This window comes from Streptomyces dengpaensis (assembly GCF_002946835.1).
In the GTDB taxonomy this organism is placed as follows: domain Bacteria; phylum Actinomycetota; class Actinomycetes; order Streptomycetales; family Streptomycetaceae; genus Streptomyces; species Streptomyces dengpaensis.
This window is the reverse complement of record NZ_CP026652.1, coordinates 4,184,848-4,201,520: the sequence shown is the minus strand read 5'-3', so window position 1 is coordinate 4,201,520 and position 16,673 is coordinate 4,184,848. Positions and strand designations below refer to the sequence as shown.

The window sequence follows — 16,673 nt, the reverse complement described above, 5'->3', positions numbered from 1 at the left end:
TTGTTGGGGCTGTCCGGCCGTGGGCCGGGCGGCCCTTGTCGCTATGCGGTGGCCGGGGTGAGGTGCCAGGTGGTGCCGGTTCGGGTGAGTCCGAGGTTGATCAGTCGGCGGAGGTTGAGGGCGGCGGCGCGGTGGTGGAGCCAGATGTTGTTGGCGATGATGCCGCGGTGCGGGACGCGGCGGTTGCCCTTGGCGACCAGCCAGGCGATGGCGCGTTCGACCGGGGGCCGCCATCTGCGGTATTCGGCCTGCCAGGCTGGGTCGGCCGCCTCTCGCCGGGCGGCGGTCAGCAGTTGGTGCTGGGGATGGACGTTGAGGGTGCGTCCGGTCTTGGAGGTGGTGCAGCGCCCGCGCAGGGGGCAGTCGGCGCAGAGGTGTTTGAACTGGGCGGTGCGGGCGCCGTCCGCTTTGACCTGGCCGAGGTTGGCGGTGCGTCCGGCCGGGCAGGTCGCGGTGCCGGCGGCTGGGTCGATGCGGAAGTCGTCGATGGTGAAGCCGCCGGGGATCACCTGTCGCAGCGGCGGTGGCTTGATGACCAGGGTGTGGCCTGCGGCCTGCAACTGTTCGCGCAGGTCGCCGGTCCCGTAGGCGGAGTCGCCGAGCACGGTTAATGCGCCGTCCTCCCCGTCCAGCAGATCACCGGCAACGGCCGCTTCGTGGCTGCCGGGACCATAGCCGCCGGTGAGGGCGACGGCGGTGAACAGCCCGCTCTCCGGCTCGAAGGAGACGTGTCCTTTGAAGCCGTCCTGGTGGCGGGTGCGGTTTTTGTGGATGTGCCGGGCGTCGGGATCGACGGTGGACACCGTCCGGTCGGGCACGGTGCGCTGGGCGATGCGCCAGCGCCCGTCGCGTCCGTCGGAGTCGGGGGCCGGCTCGACGTCCTGCCCGGCGACCAGGGCCAGCAGGCCCACCGCGTTCGCGGCCTTCTCGCCCAGCTCCCGCTCGGGCAGGTGCCCGAGCAGGTTGAGGGCGTCGGTGACCAGCGCATCGACCAGCGCGGCGCGCGCCTGCTCGTCGTTCCAGGCGATCTTCGGTTTGCCCGGGTCGGTGTAGTCGTGCGCGTGGCAGTGCTCTGCGGCCACCTCCTGGGCTCCGGGGACCTCGCGGATCACCCGGCGGATGGCGGAGATGATCTGGGTAACGGTGTCCTGGGTGGCCACCGCGTCATCGAGGACGGTGGAGTCCAGCGCCCGCCGCTGCCTGCCCTTGAGTACGCCGGTCGCGGCCACGACTTCCTTGACCTTGGTGAAGATCCGCATCGGATCGGCCGAGTGGCGCAGACGGCGCCTAAAGTACGTCAGCAGCGACGGATCGAATGCCATGTCGTACAAGCCCAGCCCGCAGGCCGCTTTCCACCGCAGATCACACCGCAGTTCCTGGACCGTCTCGAAGTCCGACAACCCCTGCAGGCTCTGCAGCACCACGGTCGCGGCCAGGACCTGCGGCGGCAGACTCGGACGGCCGTTGGACGAGGGATACATGTCGGCGAACATCGACGGCGGGAACAGTGCCTCCCGGTGCTCGGCCAGGAACGCAAACACGCTCCCGGCCGGGATCAACTCCCGGCAGGTCTCCCACACATCCGGCCCGGCCATCTCCCCGGCCCATTCCCCCTGCATGCCTACAAGACTGGCCCCGGCCCGGCCGGGCCGGGGCCAGAACCCGCAACATTTTCAGTGATCTTCTAGGCAGGTGGTTCGCCGTCCTGCCGTCCCCCCTTTGCATGCGCAGCGGTTACGGTGCTGCCGTACGTGATCGATGGGGAGGGAACCTATGCCCGGAACCGTGCTGCTTCTCGCGGCCTCGCCGGTGGGCAAGGAGCGTCTGGGCGGGCCCACCACCAGTGCGGCCGCGTCGGTGACGCGGCGCGGGCCCGTGAACTCGGCGCCGCACTGGCGGACTTGAGGCTAAGCTTCCCCGGCCGTCGCGAAGGTGCCCTGGACCACGTCCAGCAACACCTGCGCCAGCTCCAGACGCAGACCTGAGCAGGCCGGCTCAGGAAACAGGCCTGAGAGGGCCGGTCAGACCGACAGGATGGCCAACGCCCCCGACACCAGCGTCCGTACGCCCGGCGCGAGCGTGGACAGGTCCGGGGCGAAGTACGGGCTGTGGTTGCTGGGGACGGAGTCGAGCCTCGTCAGCGGGTCGGAGCCCGGCGCCGCGTCCCAGGTCGCGGGCGGGGTGCTCGTCACGAACCAGTAGGCGTACGGCAGTTCACCCTCGGCGAGCTGCGAGAAGTCCTCGCTGCCCATCGCCGGGCCCGGGTCGAAGACCGTGTCCGCGCCGAAGACCTCGCGGTGCACGGCGGCCACACGGCGGTCGGTCTCCGCGTCGTTCACGGTCGCCGGGAACGAGCCGCCCAGCGTCACCTCGGGCTCGCGCGGGCACCCGGCCGCCCGGCACTCGCCCTCCGCGATACGCCGGATCGCGGCGACCATCCGGTCCCGGACCGCGTCGGACTGCGTACGGAGGTTGAGGGAGATACGGGCGGTGGCCGGGATGATGTTGGCGGCCGTGCCCGCCTCGATCCGCCCGACGGTCAGGACGGCCTGCTCGCGCGGCGCGATCTCCCGGCTGACCACGGTCTGCAGCCGGGTCACGATATACGCGGCCGTCACCACCGGGTCGACGGTCGTCTCCGGCCGCGACCCGTGCCCGCCCCGCCCGTGGACGACGATGTCGACGTCCGTCGTGGCCGACATGATCAGGCCGGGGCGGTGCGCGTACTGGCCGACGGGCCCGGGCGTCACATGCTGGCCGAGCAGCACATCGGGCCGCGGAAAGCGTTCGTAGAGCCCGTCCGCGACCATCGCCGCCGCGCCCGAGCCGGCCTCCTCGGCGGGCTGGCCGACCAGGAGCAGCGTCCCGGACCAGACGTCCCGCCCGGCGGCCAGCGCCTCGGCGGCGCCCGCCAGCCAGGTCACATGCAGATCGTGCCCGCAGGCGTGCATCAGGCCGGGCGTCTCGGAGGCGTACGGCAGTCCGGTCAGCTCCTCGACCGGCAGCGCGTCCATGTCGGCGCGCAGCAGCACGGTCGGCCCGTCGCCGTTGCGCAGCAGCCCGGCGACCCCGGTGCCGGCGATGCCGCCTGTCGTCTCGTACCCCGCCTTGGTGAGGCGCTCTGCGAGGAGGGCTGACGTCCGGTGCTCCTGGAAGGACAGTTCGGGGTGGCGGTGCAGGTCCCGGTAGAAGTCCTCCAGGGCCGGGACCGGGAGGTCGGCGGTGAGTTCCAGCGCGGCGCGAGCGGCGGCAGAGGTCATGGGGGCAGCGTAGGCGGGATACGGGGACGGTGCCGGGCATGCGCTGAGGAGCGGGCCGCCGGTGAGACCGAGGGGCTGCCCACGAAGGGCGCCCGGCCTACGGCGACCGGTCCGAGGACGCCTCCGGCGTGTGGTGGGTGAGGTGAGGCGGTTCCTGCGCTCGGGCCGGGCCCACGTTCGCCGCTGTGACCAGTGCGGCGATCGCGATGAGCGCCGCGGCGAAACCTCTGGAGTAGCGCGCGGAAATACGTCGGAGCACGGTGACCTCGCAACATCAGCGGCGTAGAGCTGCGTATGGCGGCGTATTAAGCGGGCTTAACCTCTCGCTTAACGTAGGGGCTGCCGGAGCCAAAGGGCAAGAGGGCCCGGAGAGTTGAACCTTGGTCAGCAGAGAACCTGAATGTAAGTCGGCTTAATGGCATGCTTAACCCATGGCGGACCGCGATGACCCGGAGACCATCGGGCGCAGAGTGCAACGGCTGCGTACCGAGAGGGCGTTGACGCAGAAGCAGTTGGCCGAGCCTGCCTATACGCCGGCGTACATCTCCACGCTCGAGGCAGGGCGCGTCCGCGCCTCCGAACCCGCCCTGCGGCACATCGCCGAGCGGCTCGGCGTCGCCTACGAGGAACTCGCCACCGGGCGGCCCGCCCACCTCGCCACCGACCTGCGGCTACGGCTGACCGACGCGCAGCGGACGCTCGCCACGGGGGAGGCGGAGGTCGCGGCGGAGCAGTACGCCGGGCTCCTCGCGGAGGCGGACGCGCATGGGCTGGTCGCCGAGCAGGCCGCCGCGCTGCTGGGGCTCGGCGAATGCGCCCTGGAGACCGGCGACCTGGCCGCGGCCCAGCAGCGGTTCGAGGAGTCGGAGCGGAGGATGGGCGACGCGCCGCTGCCGCAGCGGGTCCCGGCGGTGCGCGGGCGCGCCGTCGCCCACTACCTCGCCGGTGAACTCCGGTACGCCTGCTATCTGTTCGAGTCCACCCTCGACGAGCTGAACCGGACCGGACTGCACGACCCGGACGCGCTGCTCCTCCTCTATACAGGCGTGATAGCGCCCTACATGGACATGGGCGCCCATGCCCGGGCGGCCCAGGCGGCCGAGTTCGCGCTCGCCCTCGCGCCCCAGGTCGGCGAACCGGCGCTGGTGGCCCGGATGCACCGCTCGGTGGCCCGGACGATGATCGCCGAGGGGCGGATCACCGAGGCGGACGCGTCGCTCGCCAAGGCCGCCGAGCTGTATCGCCAGCTCCAGATCCGTACCGAGCTCGCCAACTGCCATTGGATGCGGGGGTATTTGTACGCCCAGAACGGTGATCTGATGCGGGCGGAGGGCGAGTTGCGCGAGGCGCAGGCCATGCTCTCCGCCAAGCGGGCCGCGCTGTACACCAGCCAGGTGGCGGTGGAGCTGGCCGACGTGCTCCATCGGCGGGGCAAGTCGGACGAGGCCGCCGCGCTGCTGCACGGGGTCCTCGGGGACCTCAGCCCCGAGCGCGGGGCCATCCACTCGGCGGGGGCGCATCGCCTGCTCGGCATCATCGCGGAGGACGCGCGGGACACGGAGGCCGCCGAGGAGCACTACGTGCGGGCGATGTCCCTGCTGGAGCGGGCGGGGGCGGCGGGGGATCTGGCCGACCTGTGCCGGCTCCTCGGCGACCTGCTCCGCCGCACGGGTCGCGTCGAGGCCGCGCTGGATGCCTACCGCACGGGCCTGGGCCACCGCACGGCCCCGGGCACCACAACCCTGGGCCCGGCCCCGGCCCAGCCCCCGCTGTGAGTTTTTTCGCCCCCTCCGCCCCTGCCCGTCCCACCCTGAGGCTCCGCCCCAGACCCCGCTCCTCAAACGCCCCTGGGGCTGGTTCTTCAGTCAGGGCGTGACGACGGGAAACGCCCTGTCCGGGTCGGAGGCGTACGACAGCAGGCGGGCGAGGAGCTCGGTGTCGCCGTCCGTTTCGATGCCGGCGAGGCCCTGACCCGCGAGCAGCCCGTGCAGCTCGGGGCGGGTGAGGATGAGCGTCAGGCCGGCGTGCGGCTTGGGCGTGTGGTGGATCGGCATGCCGCGGTGCGTCAGGGCGCCGTGGTGGAGGTTGACCCGGTGACGTCGCTGTTCGTCGATGACGATGAAGTCGAGGGTCAGGTGCTCGTTCCAGGCGCGCGGGCCGTCGATGCGGACGGCGAGCGCGTCGAGGAGCATGCTCACGGTCAGCGCGGACGCCATCTCGGGGCCGCTGGTGTCGATGTCGACGGCGCTCGCGCCCTCGCGCAGTTCCAGGGCGGCCGTCAGATAGAAGTTGCGCCAGGTGCCGTTCTCGGCGCCGTGCGCGAGCCGCTCGTAGACGCCGGCGAGGGCCTCCTTGGCGGCCGGGTTCTCCGGATCGGCGAAGACGACGTGATTGAGGAGCGTGGCGGCGAAACGAAGGTCACCGTCCTCGGCGTACGTACGGGCCTTCGCGAGCGCCTGTTCCGTCCCGCCCGCCAACTCCACGTACCGGAGGGCGAGTTCGACGGGCGGATGCTCCCAGAGGTGGGCGGGGTTGCCGTCGTACCAGCCCATGTACCGCTGATAGACGGCCTTGACGTTGTGGCTGACCGACCCGTAGTAGCCGCGCGCGTGCCAGGAGTTCTCCAGGGCGGGCGGCAGGCGCAGTTCCTCGGCGATCTCGGGGCCGGTGAGGCCGTTGTTGAGGAGGCGCAGGGTCTGGTCGTGGAGGTAGGCGTACAAGTCCCGTTGCTCGCCGAGGAATCGGACGATGTTCTCGCGCCCCCAGGTCGGCCAGTGATGTGACGCGAAGGCGACGTCGTACAGATCGCCGAAGACATCGATCGTCTCGTCGAGGTACTGGGCCCAGACGCGGGCGTCGCGGACAAGGGCGCCGCGCAGGGTGAGCAGGTTGTGCAGGGTGTGGCTGGCGTTCTCGGCCACGCACAGGGCGCGCTGATCGCGCAGCAGGAAGTTCATCTCGGCGGGCGCCTCGGTGCCGGGCGTCAACTGGAAGAGGAACCGTACGCCGTCGACGGTCTCCTCCTGCCCCGTATGGGTGATGTCGACGGTCGGCGCGATGAGGCTGATGGTTCCGGTGGAGATGACGGTGCCGAGCCCGGTACCGATCTGCCCGTCGGGCCCCTTCGGCAGCCGTGAACCGAACATGAACTCGGCGCGCCGCAGCATCGCGTTGCCGGCGTGGACGTTCTCACTGACCGCGTGCTCCAGGAACCCCTCGGGCGCGAGCACGGGCACCCCGCTGTCGCTTCCGCGCGGCAGGACGCCTCGGGCGCCGCCGAAGTGGTCGACGTGGGAGTGCGTGTAGACGAGCCCGGTGACGGGCCGGGGGCCCCGGTGCGCGCGATAGAGCGACAGAGCGGCGGCCGCACACTCGACGGAGATCAACGGGTCGACGACGACCACGCCCCGCTTGCCCTCGACGATGGTCATGTTCGAGAGATCGAGACCCCGAACCTGATACACACCCTCGGTGACCTCGTACAACCCTTGCCGCGCACACAACCGCGACTGCCGCCACAGACTGGGATGCGCACTGTCGGGACACTCCCCGTCCAAGAACCCGTACGCGTCCCCGTCATAGACCACCCGCCCGTCAGCGTCCCTGACGACACCGGGCACCAACGTCGCGATGAACCCCCGGTCGGCGTTCTCGAAGTCGGCGAGATCGTCGAACGGAAGCTCATCACGCGCCGGGGCAGTCATACGTCCAGCCTGTGGCGCGGGCTGGAGGGCTGCTAGCGGTGTGGGCCGTTCGGGGAGTGGGTCAGAGCCGGTCCATCCGGGAGTACGGGCTGAGGACGCGGACCTGGCGGGCGCCGAAGTCGACGAGCATCGCGATGCCCTCTTCGACGCCGACGATCGTGCCCAGGCCGTACTGGTCGTGGGAGACGCGGTCTCCGAGGCTGAACTCCTTGGCCACGGGGGTGACGGGGGCGGCGAAGGGGCTGGTGGGCAGGTGGCGCCGGGGCGCGGAGGGTTTCGTCATCGTGATGCCAGTATGGGCCCTGTGCCGGTGGGCGGGAGGATCCGAGAGGTCTCGATCCCGCTGCGGTCCGGGGGGCAGCGTGAGAAAACCTCGTCATCGCGAGAAATCCTCGTCGGCGATCACTCCGCCCTTCGCGTCGTACACCGTGATGCTCTCGGTGACGCCGGTCATGGTGTTCGCGGACGTCGCGGACTCCGGGAGCTTCGCCACCAGGTACCAGACGCCCCAGCCGGGCCTGCCCGCGAGGGTGAGGGCGGTGCCGTTGAAGTCGCCCGCGACGGTCCGCACCTCGACGCGGGCCGGTTCGCCCTTGCCGTGGAAGATGCCGGAGAGGAAGTAGCGGTCATCGTCTCCCGACTGCTGGAGGGAGACACCGGGCCGGGTCAGGTCGAGGTTGCCGTCGGTGACGCTGCGGAACTGGGTGCCGGGCGCGCCGGGCTCCAGCCAGTGCTTGCCGTCCTCGGTCAGCCAGATCGTGAAGCCGGGCGCGGCCTGCACCCGCTCGCCGGGCGTCACGACCCGTACCTTCCCGGCCGGCACCGAGGGGGAAGGGCTCGTGGTGGCGGCGCTCGCGACGGGCGGCTTCACGTGGTCGCTCGGCCCCGCGGACGCCCCGTCGCGGAGCACCACCACGGCCAGCGGCACCAGCAGCGCCCCGCAGGCGGCCCCCAGCACGGCCGTCCTGCGGCGGCGCCGGCGGGCGCTGCCCTCGCGCTCGATGGCGGCCAGCGGCACCGCGGAGGGCGAGATCTCGTACGCGGCCCGGGCGAAGGCCTCGCGCAGCCGCTCGGCCTCGGCCGGGGGGTGCGGGGAACGGAACGGGTGGTTCATGGGCGGGCTCCGGAAACGGGGGATCCGTCGGCGAACAAGGGGTGGGCGCGCAGGGCCTCCAGGCCGCGCCGGGCATGGGTCTTGACCGTGCCGACCGAGCAGCCGAGCAGGTGGGCTATCTCGGGCTCGCCCAGGTCCTCCCAGTAGCGCAGCACCATGACGGCACGCTGCCGCGCCGACAGCGTGGCGAGCGCCTGGTCCAGGGCGGCCCGCTGCTCGACGGCCTCCGCGTGCCCGGGCTCGCGCTGGTGCACCCGCTCCGGCAGGAACGGCGTCAGCAGATGCGTGACCCGTCTCCTGCGCACCCGGCTGAGGTTGTTGTTGACCAGCGAGCGGCGTACGTAGAAGTCGACGTCGTCGCCCGGGATCCGCTGCCAGCGTGCGTAGACCTTGGCCAGCGTCGTCTGGACGAGGTCCTCGGCCTCGTGGAAGTCGCCGGTGAGCATGTGCGCGGTGCGGACGAGGCGGGGCCAGGCCGCGCTGGCGTACGCGACGAAGTCCCCGCTCTCGGCGGGGACGCGGGAGGCGTCGGTGGGGGTCTGCGGCACAGCCGGCGGTCCCTCGGGTCGGGTACGTGGGGTGTGGACGGTGCGGGGGAGCCGGGACCTGAACCACCCGGCTCCCCCGCCCGCCCGCTCACTTCAGCTGCGCGTAGACCTTGCCCTTGGTGGTGAAGACGGTGACGTTGCCGAAGTAGCCGAAGCCGCCGCCGTCATCGCCGGCCGGCACGTCGGCGGTGGCGTACCAGACGCCCCAGCCGGGCTTGCCCGCCAGCTCAAGGAGGCTGCCGTGCACGGTCCCGGCCTCGGTCTCCACCTCGACGCGCGACGCGGTGCCCTTGCCGCCGTAGTAGAGGCCGGAGAGGAAGTAGCGGCCGTCCACTCCCTCCGCCTGCATCGACACGCCGGGCCGGCCGAGGTCGATGTTCCCGTCGACCACGCTGCGGAACTGCGGCTCAGGGTAGTCGGGCGTCATCCAGTACTTGCCCTCCTCCGTGAGCCAGATCTCGGCACCACCAGGGACCGTCACATGCTCGCCCGGCGCGACGATACGGGCGGTGGGGGCCTTCTTGGCGGCCTTCTTGGCGGTCTGCTGGGTGACCACCTGAAGGTGGGTGCCGTGCGCCGCCTTCCCCTGTGAGGCGGCGTACGACACCGTCTGCGCCCCGACCAGTGCGACGGCGACCGCGGTGGCGGCGACGTACTTCTGCATCCGTGTCATCGAACGGACAACTCCTCGTGGTGCGTGGACCCTTGAGGGTCCTCGGGTGAAACGGGCCGGAGGGCGCCTCTCCACCCCCTCAAACTCCTGGCGGCCGCGTCCGGGATGACACGACCGCCAGGAATTTTTCGCCGACCGGGGCTGGAACCCTCGCGCCTCAGCCCTGGGTGGGCGGCGGGGTCTTGCCCGCGAGGGTGTCCTCCAGGCGTTTGGTGCCTGCCTGGATGGCCTGCACCGTGGAGTCGGAGTCCGCGCCGTCGAGGCCGCCGTTGGTGAGGTAGAGGGCGTTGTCGCCGACCCGTACGGCGCCGACGTCCAGGGTCAAGGTGTAGGGCTCGCCCTCCAGTTCGCCGGCCATGGTGACCTTGAGGCCAACGTTGGCGTCACCCGCGTCGTCGGGCGGTTGCGCCTCGGTGACCTGCACGGTCTGGCGTCCGCCCTTGTTGTCGACGGCCGTGAACTCGTCGCACTTGTCCGGCAGCGTCTGCAGCCACGCGAACTTCTCGTCCAGCTCGGCCTTGCCGTACGCGGCGACCTGGTAACGCATCTGCGCGTCGTTGTCGCTGTCGTCGAAGCCGGCGACGGCCCGGGCGCCGCTCGGCTCGCCGAGCAGCTCCTCGGCGTACAGGCCGTCGAGCAGTTTCTGGCAGTCGGCGGCGGCGGCCTTGTCCGTGACGAAGGCCTCGGCGTCGACCTTGCTCTTGAGCAGCGCGTCCCGCCAGGTCGCCGCGCCCTCCGTCTCGGACCACTGCGAGCCCAGGTCGGTGTTGGTGATCAGTGCGGTCTTGGCCTGGTCCTCGCTCAGCGTCGGAATGTCCGACGGGGTGGGGGACTGTCGGGCCGCGGGGGACGCGGAGACACCCGTTCGGCCGGAGTCACCGCTGTCACCGAGGCTCGCGCACGCGGCCGTCGACAGCAGCACGCCCGCGGTCAGGGCGGAGGCGAGGAGGCTGGTCGGACGGGACGGAAAGGACGAGAGAGATGTGCGGGACGGACGGGGCGGACGGTTCATGGTGGAGGCCTCCCGGCGGCGCGGTGTGTCCCTCCACGCCACCACCGGGCACCGGCTCCCACCAGCGCAACGGGCCGTCCGGGTGAGCTCGGCGTCACCTGCGCCTCGGATGCGTCGGTCCCTCTGCCGGAGGGATCTAGAGGGATCTGTCAGAGGGATCTGTCAGAGTGGAGGTGATGCACTTTCCCCAGGGATCTTCAGAGACCCCCACCGACCGGTTCGAAGACGACGACTACCCCGCGTACACCATGGGCCGCGCGGCCGAGATGATCGGCGCCACCCCCGCGTTCCTGCGTGCCGTCGGCGAGGCGGGTCTGATCACCCCGCTGCGGTCCGAGGGCGGCCACCGCCGCTACTCGCGCGGCCAGCTGCGTGTCGCCGCCCGCGCCCGCGAACTGGTCGACCAGGGCACGCCCGTCGAGGCGGCGTGCCGCATCGTCACCCTGGAGGACCGCCTCGACGAGGCCCTGCGGCTCAACGCGGAACTGCTCCGGTCGACGGCGACACAGGACGCCTGACGGCTGGCACCTGAGGGCTGACGGCGGGGTCGGTTGGGCGGGGATGAATATCTGCATTGGCCAATGGAGAAATTGGCTCGCGGCGGCGTCAGATTTGTCTATTCCCCGGCCTCGGGTGAGATAGTGCGCCCCCTTCGAGGCCAGTACCGTGCTAGGGTCGATTTCAGTTGCAGTTGTGGTTCCCATAGTTTTTCCGGTGCATTTTCCGGACGGGGCAATCATTGCGGCGACGCGAGTCCACACAGTGTGGGCTTTCGAGCTTTGCCCCGAAGGAGATATGACATGGCTACTGGCACCGTGAAGTGGTTCAACGCGGAAAAGGGCTTCGGCTTCATCGAGCAGGACGGCGGCGGCGCCGACGTTTTCGCTCACTACTCGAACATCGCCACCTCCGGCTTCCGTGAGCTCCAGGAAGGCCAGAAGGTGACGTTCGACGTCACGCAGGGCCAGAAGGGCCCGCAGGCGGAGAACATCGTCCCCGCCTAGTCCGGGACGCCCCGCGTAAGTACGGGACGCAGGATGGCCGGTGCCGCACCGCAAGGTGCGGCACCGGCCATCCGCTTTTCCCGTTCCTTTCGGATGAATTCCCCGCGAATTTCCAGACCTCGTCCTCGAAGTCTTCGAAGTACTTGAAGTACTTGAAATTCGGACAGGTCAGACCGTCAGCACCGCGCGCACCGTCTTGCCGCCGAAACCGGCGCTGACCACCTCGAGGCTGTACGCGAGCTGCTCAACCATCGCGAGGCCGCGCCCGCTCTCCGAGTCGGCGTCCAGCAGGCCGACGCAGGGCCGGCCGGGGCTGTCGTCATGGACCTCGACGGTCAGTTGCCCGTGCCCCAGCTGCAGGCGCAGCCGGCAGCCGGTGCGGCCGTGCCGTACGGCGTTGGCGACGAGCTCGGAGGCGATCAGCGTGGCGTCGTCGACCTGGTCGGCGGTCGGCGGCGCCATCCGTGGCCGCGGCCGGGTGAGGAACGCCGACGTCAGCCTGCGGGCCCTGCCCGCCGAAACGGCCGCGCGCGGCAGGGTGTACTCCACACGGGCGGCCGACCGGACGGCGCGCTGGTGCGCACGCATGACGGACACCTCTCTTCCCCTCCCAGGACGACGGACAACCCAGCACCCGGCGCCAACCCCACCTGCCGGGCGCCGCGCGAAACAGTGCGCGGCCGGTCCTGCCTCCGGGTGATGCCCGCCCCTGGCGATCCGCAACCAACGCCGTACGTCACAAAGCCGCCAAGGGCGTCGGGGCCGTACGGGCCGTACGGGGCTCGGGTGACGGCCTGGAAGAGGTCACCACGTGGCTTACCACGCAGAGGGAAGCAGTTCAACCAACTCCCGGTGCATGCCCCGGGAAGTCTGAAAGGGTGTGGCCATGCCGACCCTTCATAGAAAACTGCTAGGGCTGCTTCCCCGGGTAGGGGTGCGGGTACTGGATCTCGGTTCGGGTGCGGCGGTGGTCTACCGGCGCGGCGAACGCACCCGCGTTCCGGTGGGGCGGGGCGCCGACCTGGTGCTGCGCGGCAGCGCCGCGACGTGGACGAACGTGCCCCTCGGTGACACCGGCGCCCGCCTCATCCTCGACGAGAAGGCGACGGCGGCCGACGAACGCCGTTTCCAGATCGCGGCGGCGAGGTACCTGTGCGGCCAGCACGTCGCCGCCCTCCTCGACCGGTACGAGGTGAACTGCGTCTTCGACGTGGGCGCCAACTCCGGTCAGTACGGACGGCAGTTGCGCCGCCTCGGCTACGCCGGCCGGATCGTGTCCTTCGAACCCACGGCGGAGGCGTTCGCCAAGCTTCACAAGTCCGCCGAGGAGGATCCCGACTGGTGGGTGTACCAGATCGGCCTGGGCCGCGAGGACGCCACCCAGTCCATCCATGTGGGCTGGAACACCATGAACTCCCTGCTCCCGCCCAGCGATTACGGCAAGGACCGCTACAAGCGGTTCGCGAAGACCCGTACGGAGGACATCGAGATCCGGCGGCTCGACGGGGTGATGGACAAGGCGCTGGCCGGGATCGCCGACCCCCGGCCCTACCTGAAGATGGACACCCAGGGGTACGACCTGGAGGTGTTCGCGGGCGCCGGGGAGCGTGTGGCCGAATTCGTCGGGATGCAGTCGGAGGTCGCGACGCTGCGGCTGTACGAGGGCAGCCCGCGGATGAACGAGGCGATCGCCGTGTACGAGGAGAGCGGGTTCGAGATCACGGGCATGTACCCGGTGTCGAGGGAAGCGGCCACGGGGAGGGTCGTGGAGTTCGACTGCGTGATGGTGCGCGCGGCTGCCGTACCGGCCGCTGACTAGTTGCGGCGGAGTGGGTGCCGTACCCGCCGCTGACCGGTCACGGCTGAGCGGCTCCCGTACCGGCCGCTCGCTGGTTACGCTGGATAGGCGTGTGTCTGTGCCGCCTTCACCGTCGCCCAGACCGGGGCGCCCGGCTGCAGGTCGAGCTCCGCCGCGGCGACCGTCGTCAGGTCGGCGGCGAGCGGGAGTTCGCCGGTCAGGTCGGCGCGGATCAGGTCGCCGTGGGTTTCCAGGCCACCGACCCGGCACTGCCACAGATTGCGGGCGCTGGAGCCGGTGGGGCGGTCTCGGTGGAGGGTGACGGCGCTGGGCGGGAAGGCCACGAAGACCGGTCCGGTGAGATTCTCGGTCGTGGTGATCGCCGGGCCCGCGTCGAGGCGTACGGTGTGGCCCTCGGCCTGCCCCCGGTAGAGGTTGAGGCCGACCAGCTGGGCGATGTAGTCGGTGCGCGGATGGCGGGCGATGTCCGACGGCGTCCCGTCCTGGACGACCCGGCCGTGCTCGACGACGACCAGCCGGTCGGCCAGCACCATCGCGTCCAGCGGGTCGTGCGTCACGAGGACGGCGACGGCCTCGAAGTCGGCGAGATGGAGCCGGAGTTGGGCGCGTACGTCGAGGCGCGTCCGGGCGTCGAGCGCGGCGAGCGGTTCGTCCAGCAGGAGCAGCCGGGGGTGGGTGGCAAGGGCGCGGGCGAGCGCGACCCGTTGCGCCTGGCCGCCGGAGAGGCGGCGCGGCTTGGCCCCGGCGTGGTCGGCCAGGCCCATGCGGTCCAGCCACGCGGCGGCCTGCGCCCGGGCCTCCGCCTTCGGTACGCCCTGACAGCGCGGTCCGAACGCCACGTTGTCGAGGGCGGAGAGGTGCGGGAAGAGCAGGTAGTCCTGGAACACCACGCCGACGGGGCGGGATTCGGGCGGCGTACGGTCCAGCGTCGCGCCGTCCAGCCGCAGATGGCCGCCGTCGGACAGCGGGGTGAGCCCGGCGAGCGCACGCAGCGCGGTGGTCTTGCCGGCGCCGTTCGGACCGAGCAGCGCGACGACGTCGCCTGGCGCGGCGGTCAGCGTGACGTCGAGGTGGAAGGCGCCGCGGTGGACGACGAGGCGGGCGTCGAGTCCCGCGCTGTCGGCGGTCGTGGTGTGGGTCATGACGCCGCCGTCATCCAGCGGTCGCGCAGGCCGGCGAGGACCGCGATCGAGACCGCGAGCAGGACCAGGCTCAGCGCGATCGCGGCGGCCGGGTCGTTCTGGAGGGCCAGGTACACGGACAGCGGCATCGTCTGCGTACGGCCGGGGAAGTTGCCGGCGAAGGTGATGGTCGCGCCGAATTCGCCGAGTGCGCGGGCCCAGGCCAGGACGGACCCGGCCGCGATGCCGGGCGCGATCAGCGGCAGCGTGACCCGGCGGAACGCGGTGAAGCGGGAGGCGCCCAGCGTCATGGCGGCCTCCTCGTAGCGCGGATCGGCGGCCCGCAGGGTGCCCTCCACGCTGATCACCAGGAACGGCATCGCCACGAACGCCTCCGCGACGACGACCCCCGCCGTGGTGAACGGCAGCGTGATCCCGAAGGACGAGTCCAGCCACTGCCCGATGACGCCGTTGCGGCCGAGGGCCAGCAGCAGGGCCACACCGCCCACCACGGGGGGAAGGACCAGGGGGAGGGTGACGAGGGCGCGTACGAAGCCGCGTCCGGGGAAGTCCGTGCGGGCGAGCAGCCACGCGAGCGGCACACCCAGCACCAGGCTCACCGCGGTCGCCGCCGTGGCGGAGACCAGGGACAGCTGGAGCGCCTGCCAGACCTCCGTGCTGGTCAGCTGGTCCGGCAGGCTGCGCCAGGGAGCCCGTACGAGCAGGGCGACCAGCGGCAGCAGCAGAAAGGCCAGGCCGACGACGGCGGGCAGGAGCAGCGGCAGAGGCGCCCCCCGGCGGCCCAGCGCGCGCGTGCGGGCGCGCCCGCGCCGTGACCCGCCGGTCAGGGTGTCGGCCTCGCCGCCGGACTTGACCAGCTCCGTCACGGCGTGAGGAACCCGGCCTCGGTCAGCACCTTCTGGCCCTCGGCGGACTTCACCAGCTCGATGAACGCCTTTGCCGCGTCCGCGTTGGGCGCGTCCCTGAGCAGGGCGATCGGGTAGTCGTTGACGGCCTTGGCCGACTCGGGGAACGCCACGCCCTCCACCTTGTCACCCGCCGCCTTCACATCGGTCTGGTAGACGACGGCGGCGTCGGCCTCCTTCAGCTCCACCTTGATCAGGGCGCTCTTGACGTCCTGCTCGTACGAGACCGGGGTCAGCTTGAGGCCGCCGGCGTCCAGCGCCTTCTGCGCGGCGGCGCCGCACGGCACCGTCTTGTCGCACAGGACGACCTTGAGGCCGGACTTGGTGAGGTCCTTCAGGGAGGCGACCTTGTCGGGGTTGCCGGGCAGGGTCGCGATCTCCAGCTGGTTGCGCACGAAGGTGACGGGGGCGGTCGCCGTGTCCTTCTTGTCCGTCACGATCGCCATCGTCCTGGGGCTCGCGGCGGCGAAGACGTCGGCCGGGGCGCCCCCGGTGATGCTCGCGGCGAGCGTGTCGCTGCCGCCGAAGCTGAAGGTCACCTTCGTACCGGGGTGGTCCTTCTCGAACTCCTTGCCCAGTGTCGTGAAGCTCTCCTTGAGCGAGGCGGCGGCGAAGACGGTCACCGTGCCCGAGATCTTCTCCGGCGCGGAGGCGGACGCGTCGGATGCCGAGGAGGCCGGGTCGCCGGAGGCGGCGGAGGAGCAGGCGCTCAGGGTGAGTAGCGTGGCGGCACCCACGGCGGCCACCTGCAGAGTTCGGCGGCTTCGGCCGGTTCGGCGGTCGTAACGGGCCACCACGGGCTACTCCTCTGACTCTGTGCAGCAGACAGGCATGCGACAGCCATACACCGATCATATAGTCGCAGATGCCAGCCGAAAGCCCCCTGTCGCATCGCAAGAGCGAGATGATGGGGCTGGAGTGAACGCATGTGCGTTTGCGTGGGGCCGTCGCCCGTGTGGCATGTGGGGCCGATGCCGATGTGGCGTGCGCGGTCTTGAGTCGTGTGTGCGTGGCCCGTGTGGCTTGCGTGCCTTGTGTGATCTTGCGTGACCCGTGTGGCTTGCACCGTCACGTGCGGTCGATGTGCACGTTGGTCGACTTCACGCGGGCGGTGGCCTCCATGCCGACCTCCAGGCCCAGCTCCTCGACGGCTTCCCGGGTCAGCAGGGAGACCAGCCGGTGCGGTCCTGCCTGGATCTCCACCTGCGCCGCGACATCGCCGAGTTTGATGGCGGTGACGATGCCCGGGAACGCATTGCGGACGGAGGTGTAGGAGGCCTCCTCCTCGCCACCGGATCTGGCCAGCTCGACCGAGAACGCGGCGAGATCCCGCCCGTCGATGAGCCGCCGCCCGCCCTCGTCCCGATGTGTGGGCACCCGCCCGGCGTCCGCCCACCGCCGGGCGGTGTCGGAGCTCACCCCGAGGAGCCGGGCGGCCTGGCCGATTGTGTAGGACTGCATGGGCGTGACGATAACCCGACGGGGACGGGCG

At 71.1% G+C, this 16,673-nt stretch carries 18 protein-coding genes; 5 read left to right on the top strand and 13 right to left on the bottom strand.

The genetic code is table 11. From position 1 onward, the window contains the following. Window positions 1-41 precede the first annotated feature (41 nt). Entirely contained in the window at window positions 42-1,619 is a 1,578-nt protein-coding gene (locus C4B68_RS19380) for an IS1182 family transposase (protein ID WP_104880000.1), read from the bottom strand. Window positions 1,620-1,773: 154 nt separating this feature from the next. On the opposite strand from C4B68_RS19380, the gene C4B68_RS44085 reads away from it, so the two are divergent. Next, window positions 1,774-1,905: a hypothetical protein gene (locus C4B68_RS44085; protein ID WP_257217548.1), complete on the top strand. Its 132-nt coding sequence runs from the start codon at window positions 1,774-1,776 to the stop codon at window positions 1,903-1,905. 116 nt (window positions 1,906-2,021) lie between these two features. On the opposite strand, the gene C4B68_RS19370 is transcribed toward C4B68_RS44085, so the two are convergent. Further along, window positions 2,022-3,260, bottom strand: a complete 1,239-nt coding sequence (locus tag C4B68_RS19370) for an amidohydrolase (protein WP_099506496.1) — start codon at window positions 3,258-3,260, stop codon at window positions 2,022-2,024. A gap of 431 nt (window positions 3,261-3,691) precedes the next feature. Here C4B68_RS19370 and C4B68_RS19365 point away from each other — a divergent pair, with 431 nt between their 5' ends. Next, on the top strand, window positions 3,692-5,035 hold the full coding sequence (locus C4B68_RS19365) for a helix-turn-helix domain-containing protein (RefSeq protein WP_099506497.1): 1,344 nt from the start codon (window positions 3,692-3,694) through the stop codon (window positions 5,033-5,035). Between the two features lie 90 nt (window positions 5,036-5,125). Here the strand turns inward: C4B68_RS19365 and C4B68_RS19360 are convergent, their stop codons facing one another. The 6 genes from C4B68_RS19360 to C4B68_RS19335 all read right to left on the bottom strand — a co-directional run bounded on the left by C4B68_RS19360 (window position 5,126) and on the right by C4B68_RS19335 (window position 10,311). Beyond that, window positions 5,126-6,964 (bottom strand): alkyl/aryl-sulfatase, encoded by a 1,839-nt coding sequence (locus C4B68_RS19360; protein WP_099506498.1) that lies wholly within the window; start codon window positions 6,962-6,964, stop codon window positions 5,126-5,128. Between the two features lie 61 nt (window positions 6,965-7,025). Beyond that, window positions 7,026-7,247 carry a hypothetical protein gene (locus C4B68_RS19355; protein ID WP_099506499.1) on the bottom strand — a complete coding sequence of 74 codons (222 nt, stop codon included), beginning with the start codon at window positions 7,245-7,247 and terminating at the stop codon, window positions 7,026-7,028. Window positions 7,248-7,340: 93 nt separating this feature from the next. Then, on the bottom strand, window positions 7,341-8,078 hold the full coding sequence (locus C4B68_RS19350; protein ID WP_099506500.1) for a hypothetical protein: 738 nt from the start codon (window positions 8,076-8,078) through the stop codon (window positions 7,341-7,343). Then, entirely contained in the window at window positions 8,075-8,626 is a 552-nt protein-coding gene (locus tag C4B68_RS19345) for a SigE family RNA polymerase sigma factor (protein ID WP_099506501.1), read from the bottom strand. The genes C4B68_RS19350 and C4B68_RS19345 overlap by 4 nt, the downstream gene beginning before the upstream one ends. An 88-nt stretch (window positions 8,627-8,714) precedes the next feature. Next, window positions 8,715-9,299, bottom strand: coding sequence for a hypothetical protein (locus C4B68_RS19340; protein ID WP_306511586.1), 585 nt, complete (start codon window positions 9,297-9,299; stop codon window positions 8,715-8,717). A 157-nt stretch (window positions 9,300-9,456) separates the two neighbouring features. Next, window positions 9,457-10,311 carry a hypothetical protein gene (locus C4B68_RS19335; RefSeq protein ID WP_099506502.1) on the bottom strand — a complete coding sequence of 285 codons (855 nt, stop codon included), beginning with the start codon at window positions 10,309-10,311 and terminating at the stop codon, window positions 9,457-9,459. 176 nt (window positions 10,312-10,487) lie between these two features. Here C4B68_RS19335 and C4B68_RS19330 point away from each other — a divergent pair, with 176 nt between their 5' ends. Together C4B68_RS19330 and C4B68_RS19325 are read left to right on the top strand one after the other, a co-directional pair. Continuing rightward, window positions 10,488-10,829 carry a MerR family transcriptional regulator gene (locus tag C4B68_RS19330; protein WP_099506517.1) on the top strand — a complete coding sequence of 114 codons (342 nt, stop codon included), beginning with the start codon at window positions 10,488-10,490 and terminating at the stop codon, window positions 10,827-10,829. 282 nt (window positions 10,830-11,111) lie between these two features. Then, window positions 11,112-11,315, top strand: coding sequence for a cold-shock protein (locus tag C4B68_RS19325; RefSeq protein ID WP_020871138.1), 204 nt, complete (start codon window positions 11,112-11,114; stop codon window positions 11,313-11,315). A 168-nt stretch (window positions 11,316-11,483) separates the two neighbouring features. On the opposite strand, the gene C4B68_RS19320 is transcribed toward C4B68_RS19325, so the two are convergent. After that, window positions 11,484-11,903: an ATP-binding protein gene (locus C4B68_RS19320; RefSeq protein WP_240634414.1), complete on the bottom strand. Its 420-nt coding sequence runs from the start codon at window positions 11,901-11,903 to the stop codon at window positions 11,484-11,486. Window positions 11,904-12,249: 346 nt separating this feature from the next. Here C4B68_RS19320 and C4B68_RS19315 point away from each other — a divergent pair, with 346 nt between their 5' ends. Beyond that, window positions 12,250-13,134 carry an FkbM family methyltransferase gene (locus C4B68_RS19315; RefSeq protein ID WP_240634413.1) on the top strand — a complete coding sequence of 295 codons (885 nt, stop codon included), beginning with the start codon at window positions 12,250-12,252 and terminating at the stop codon, window positions 13,132-13,134. 74 nt (window positions 13,135-13,208) lie between these two features. On the opposite strand, the gene C4B68_RS19310 is transcribed toward C4B68_RS19315, so the two are convergent. The 4 genes from C4B68_RS19310 to C4B68_RS19295 form a co-directional block, all read right to left on the bottom strand. Continuing rightward, on the bottom strand, window positions 13,209-14,276 hold the full coding sequence (locus tag C4B68_RS19310) for an ABC transporter ATP-binding protein (RefSeq protein ID WP_099506503.1): 1,068 nt from the start codon (window positions 14,274-14,276) through the stop codon (window positions 13,209-13,211). Beyond that, window positions 14,273-15,133 carry a molybdate ABC transporter permease subunit gene (gene modB, locus C4B68_RS19305; RefSeq protein ID WP_099506520.1) on the bottom strand — a complete coding sequence of 287 codons (861 nt, stop codon included), beginning with the start codon at window positions 15,131-15,133 and terminating at the stop codon, window positions 14,273-14,275. The genes C4B68_RS19310 and modB overlap by 4 nt, the downstream gene beginning before the upstream one ends. A gap of 5 nt (window positions 15,134-15,138) precedes the next feature. Then, on the bottom strand, window positions 15,139-15,975 hold the full coding sequence (gene modA, locus C4B68_RS19300) for a molybdate ABC transporter substrate-binding protein (protein ID WP_099506521.1): 837 nt from the start codon (window positions 15,973-15,975) through the stop codon (window positions 15,139-15,141). 274 nt (window positions 15,976-16,249) lie between these two features. Beyond that, complete coding sequence (locus C4B68_RS19295; RefSeq protein ID WP_099506504.1) at window positions 16,250-16,642, bottom strand: TOBE domain-containing protein; 393 nt, start codon at window positions 16,640-16,642, stop codon at window positions 16,250-16,252. Window positions 16,643-16,673: the final 31 nt, after the last annotated feature.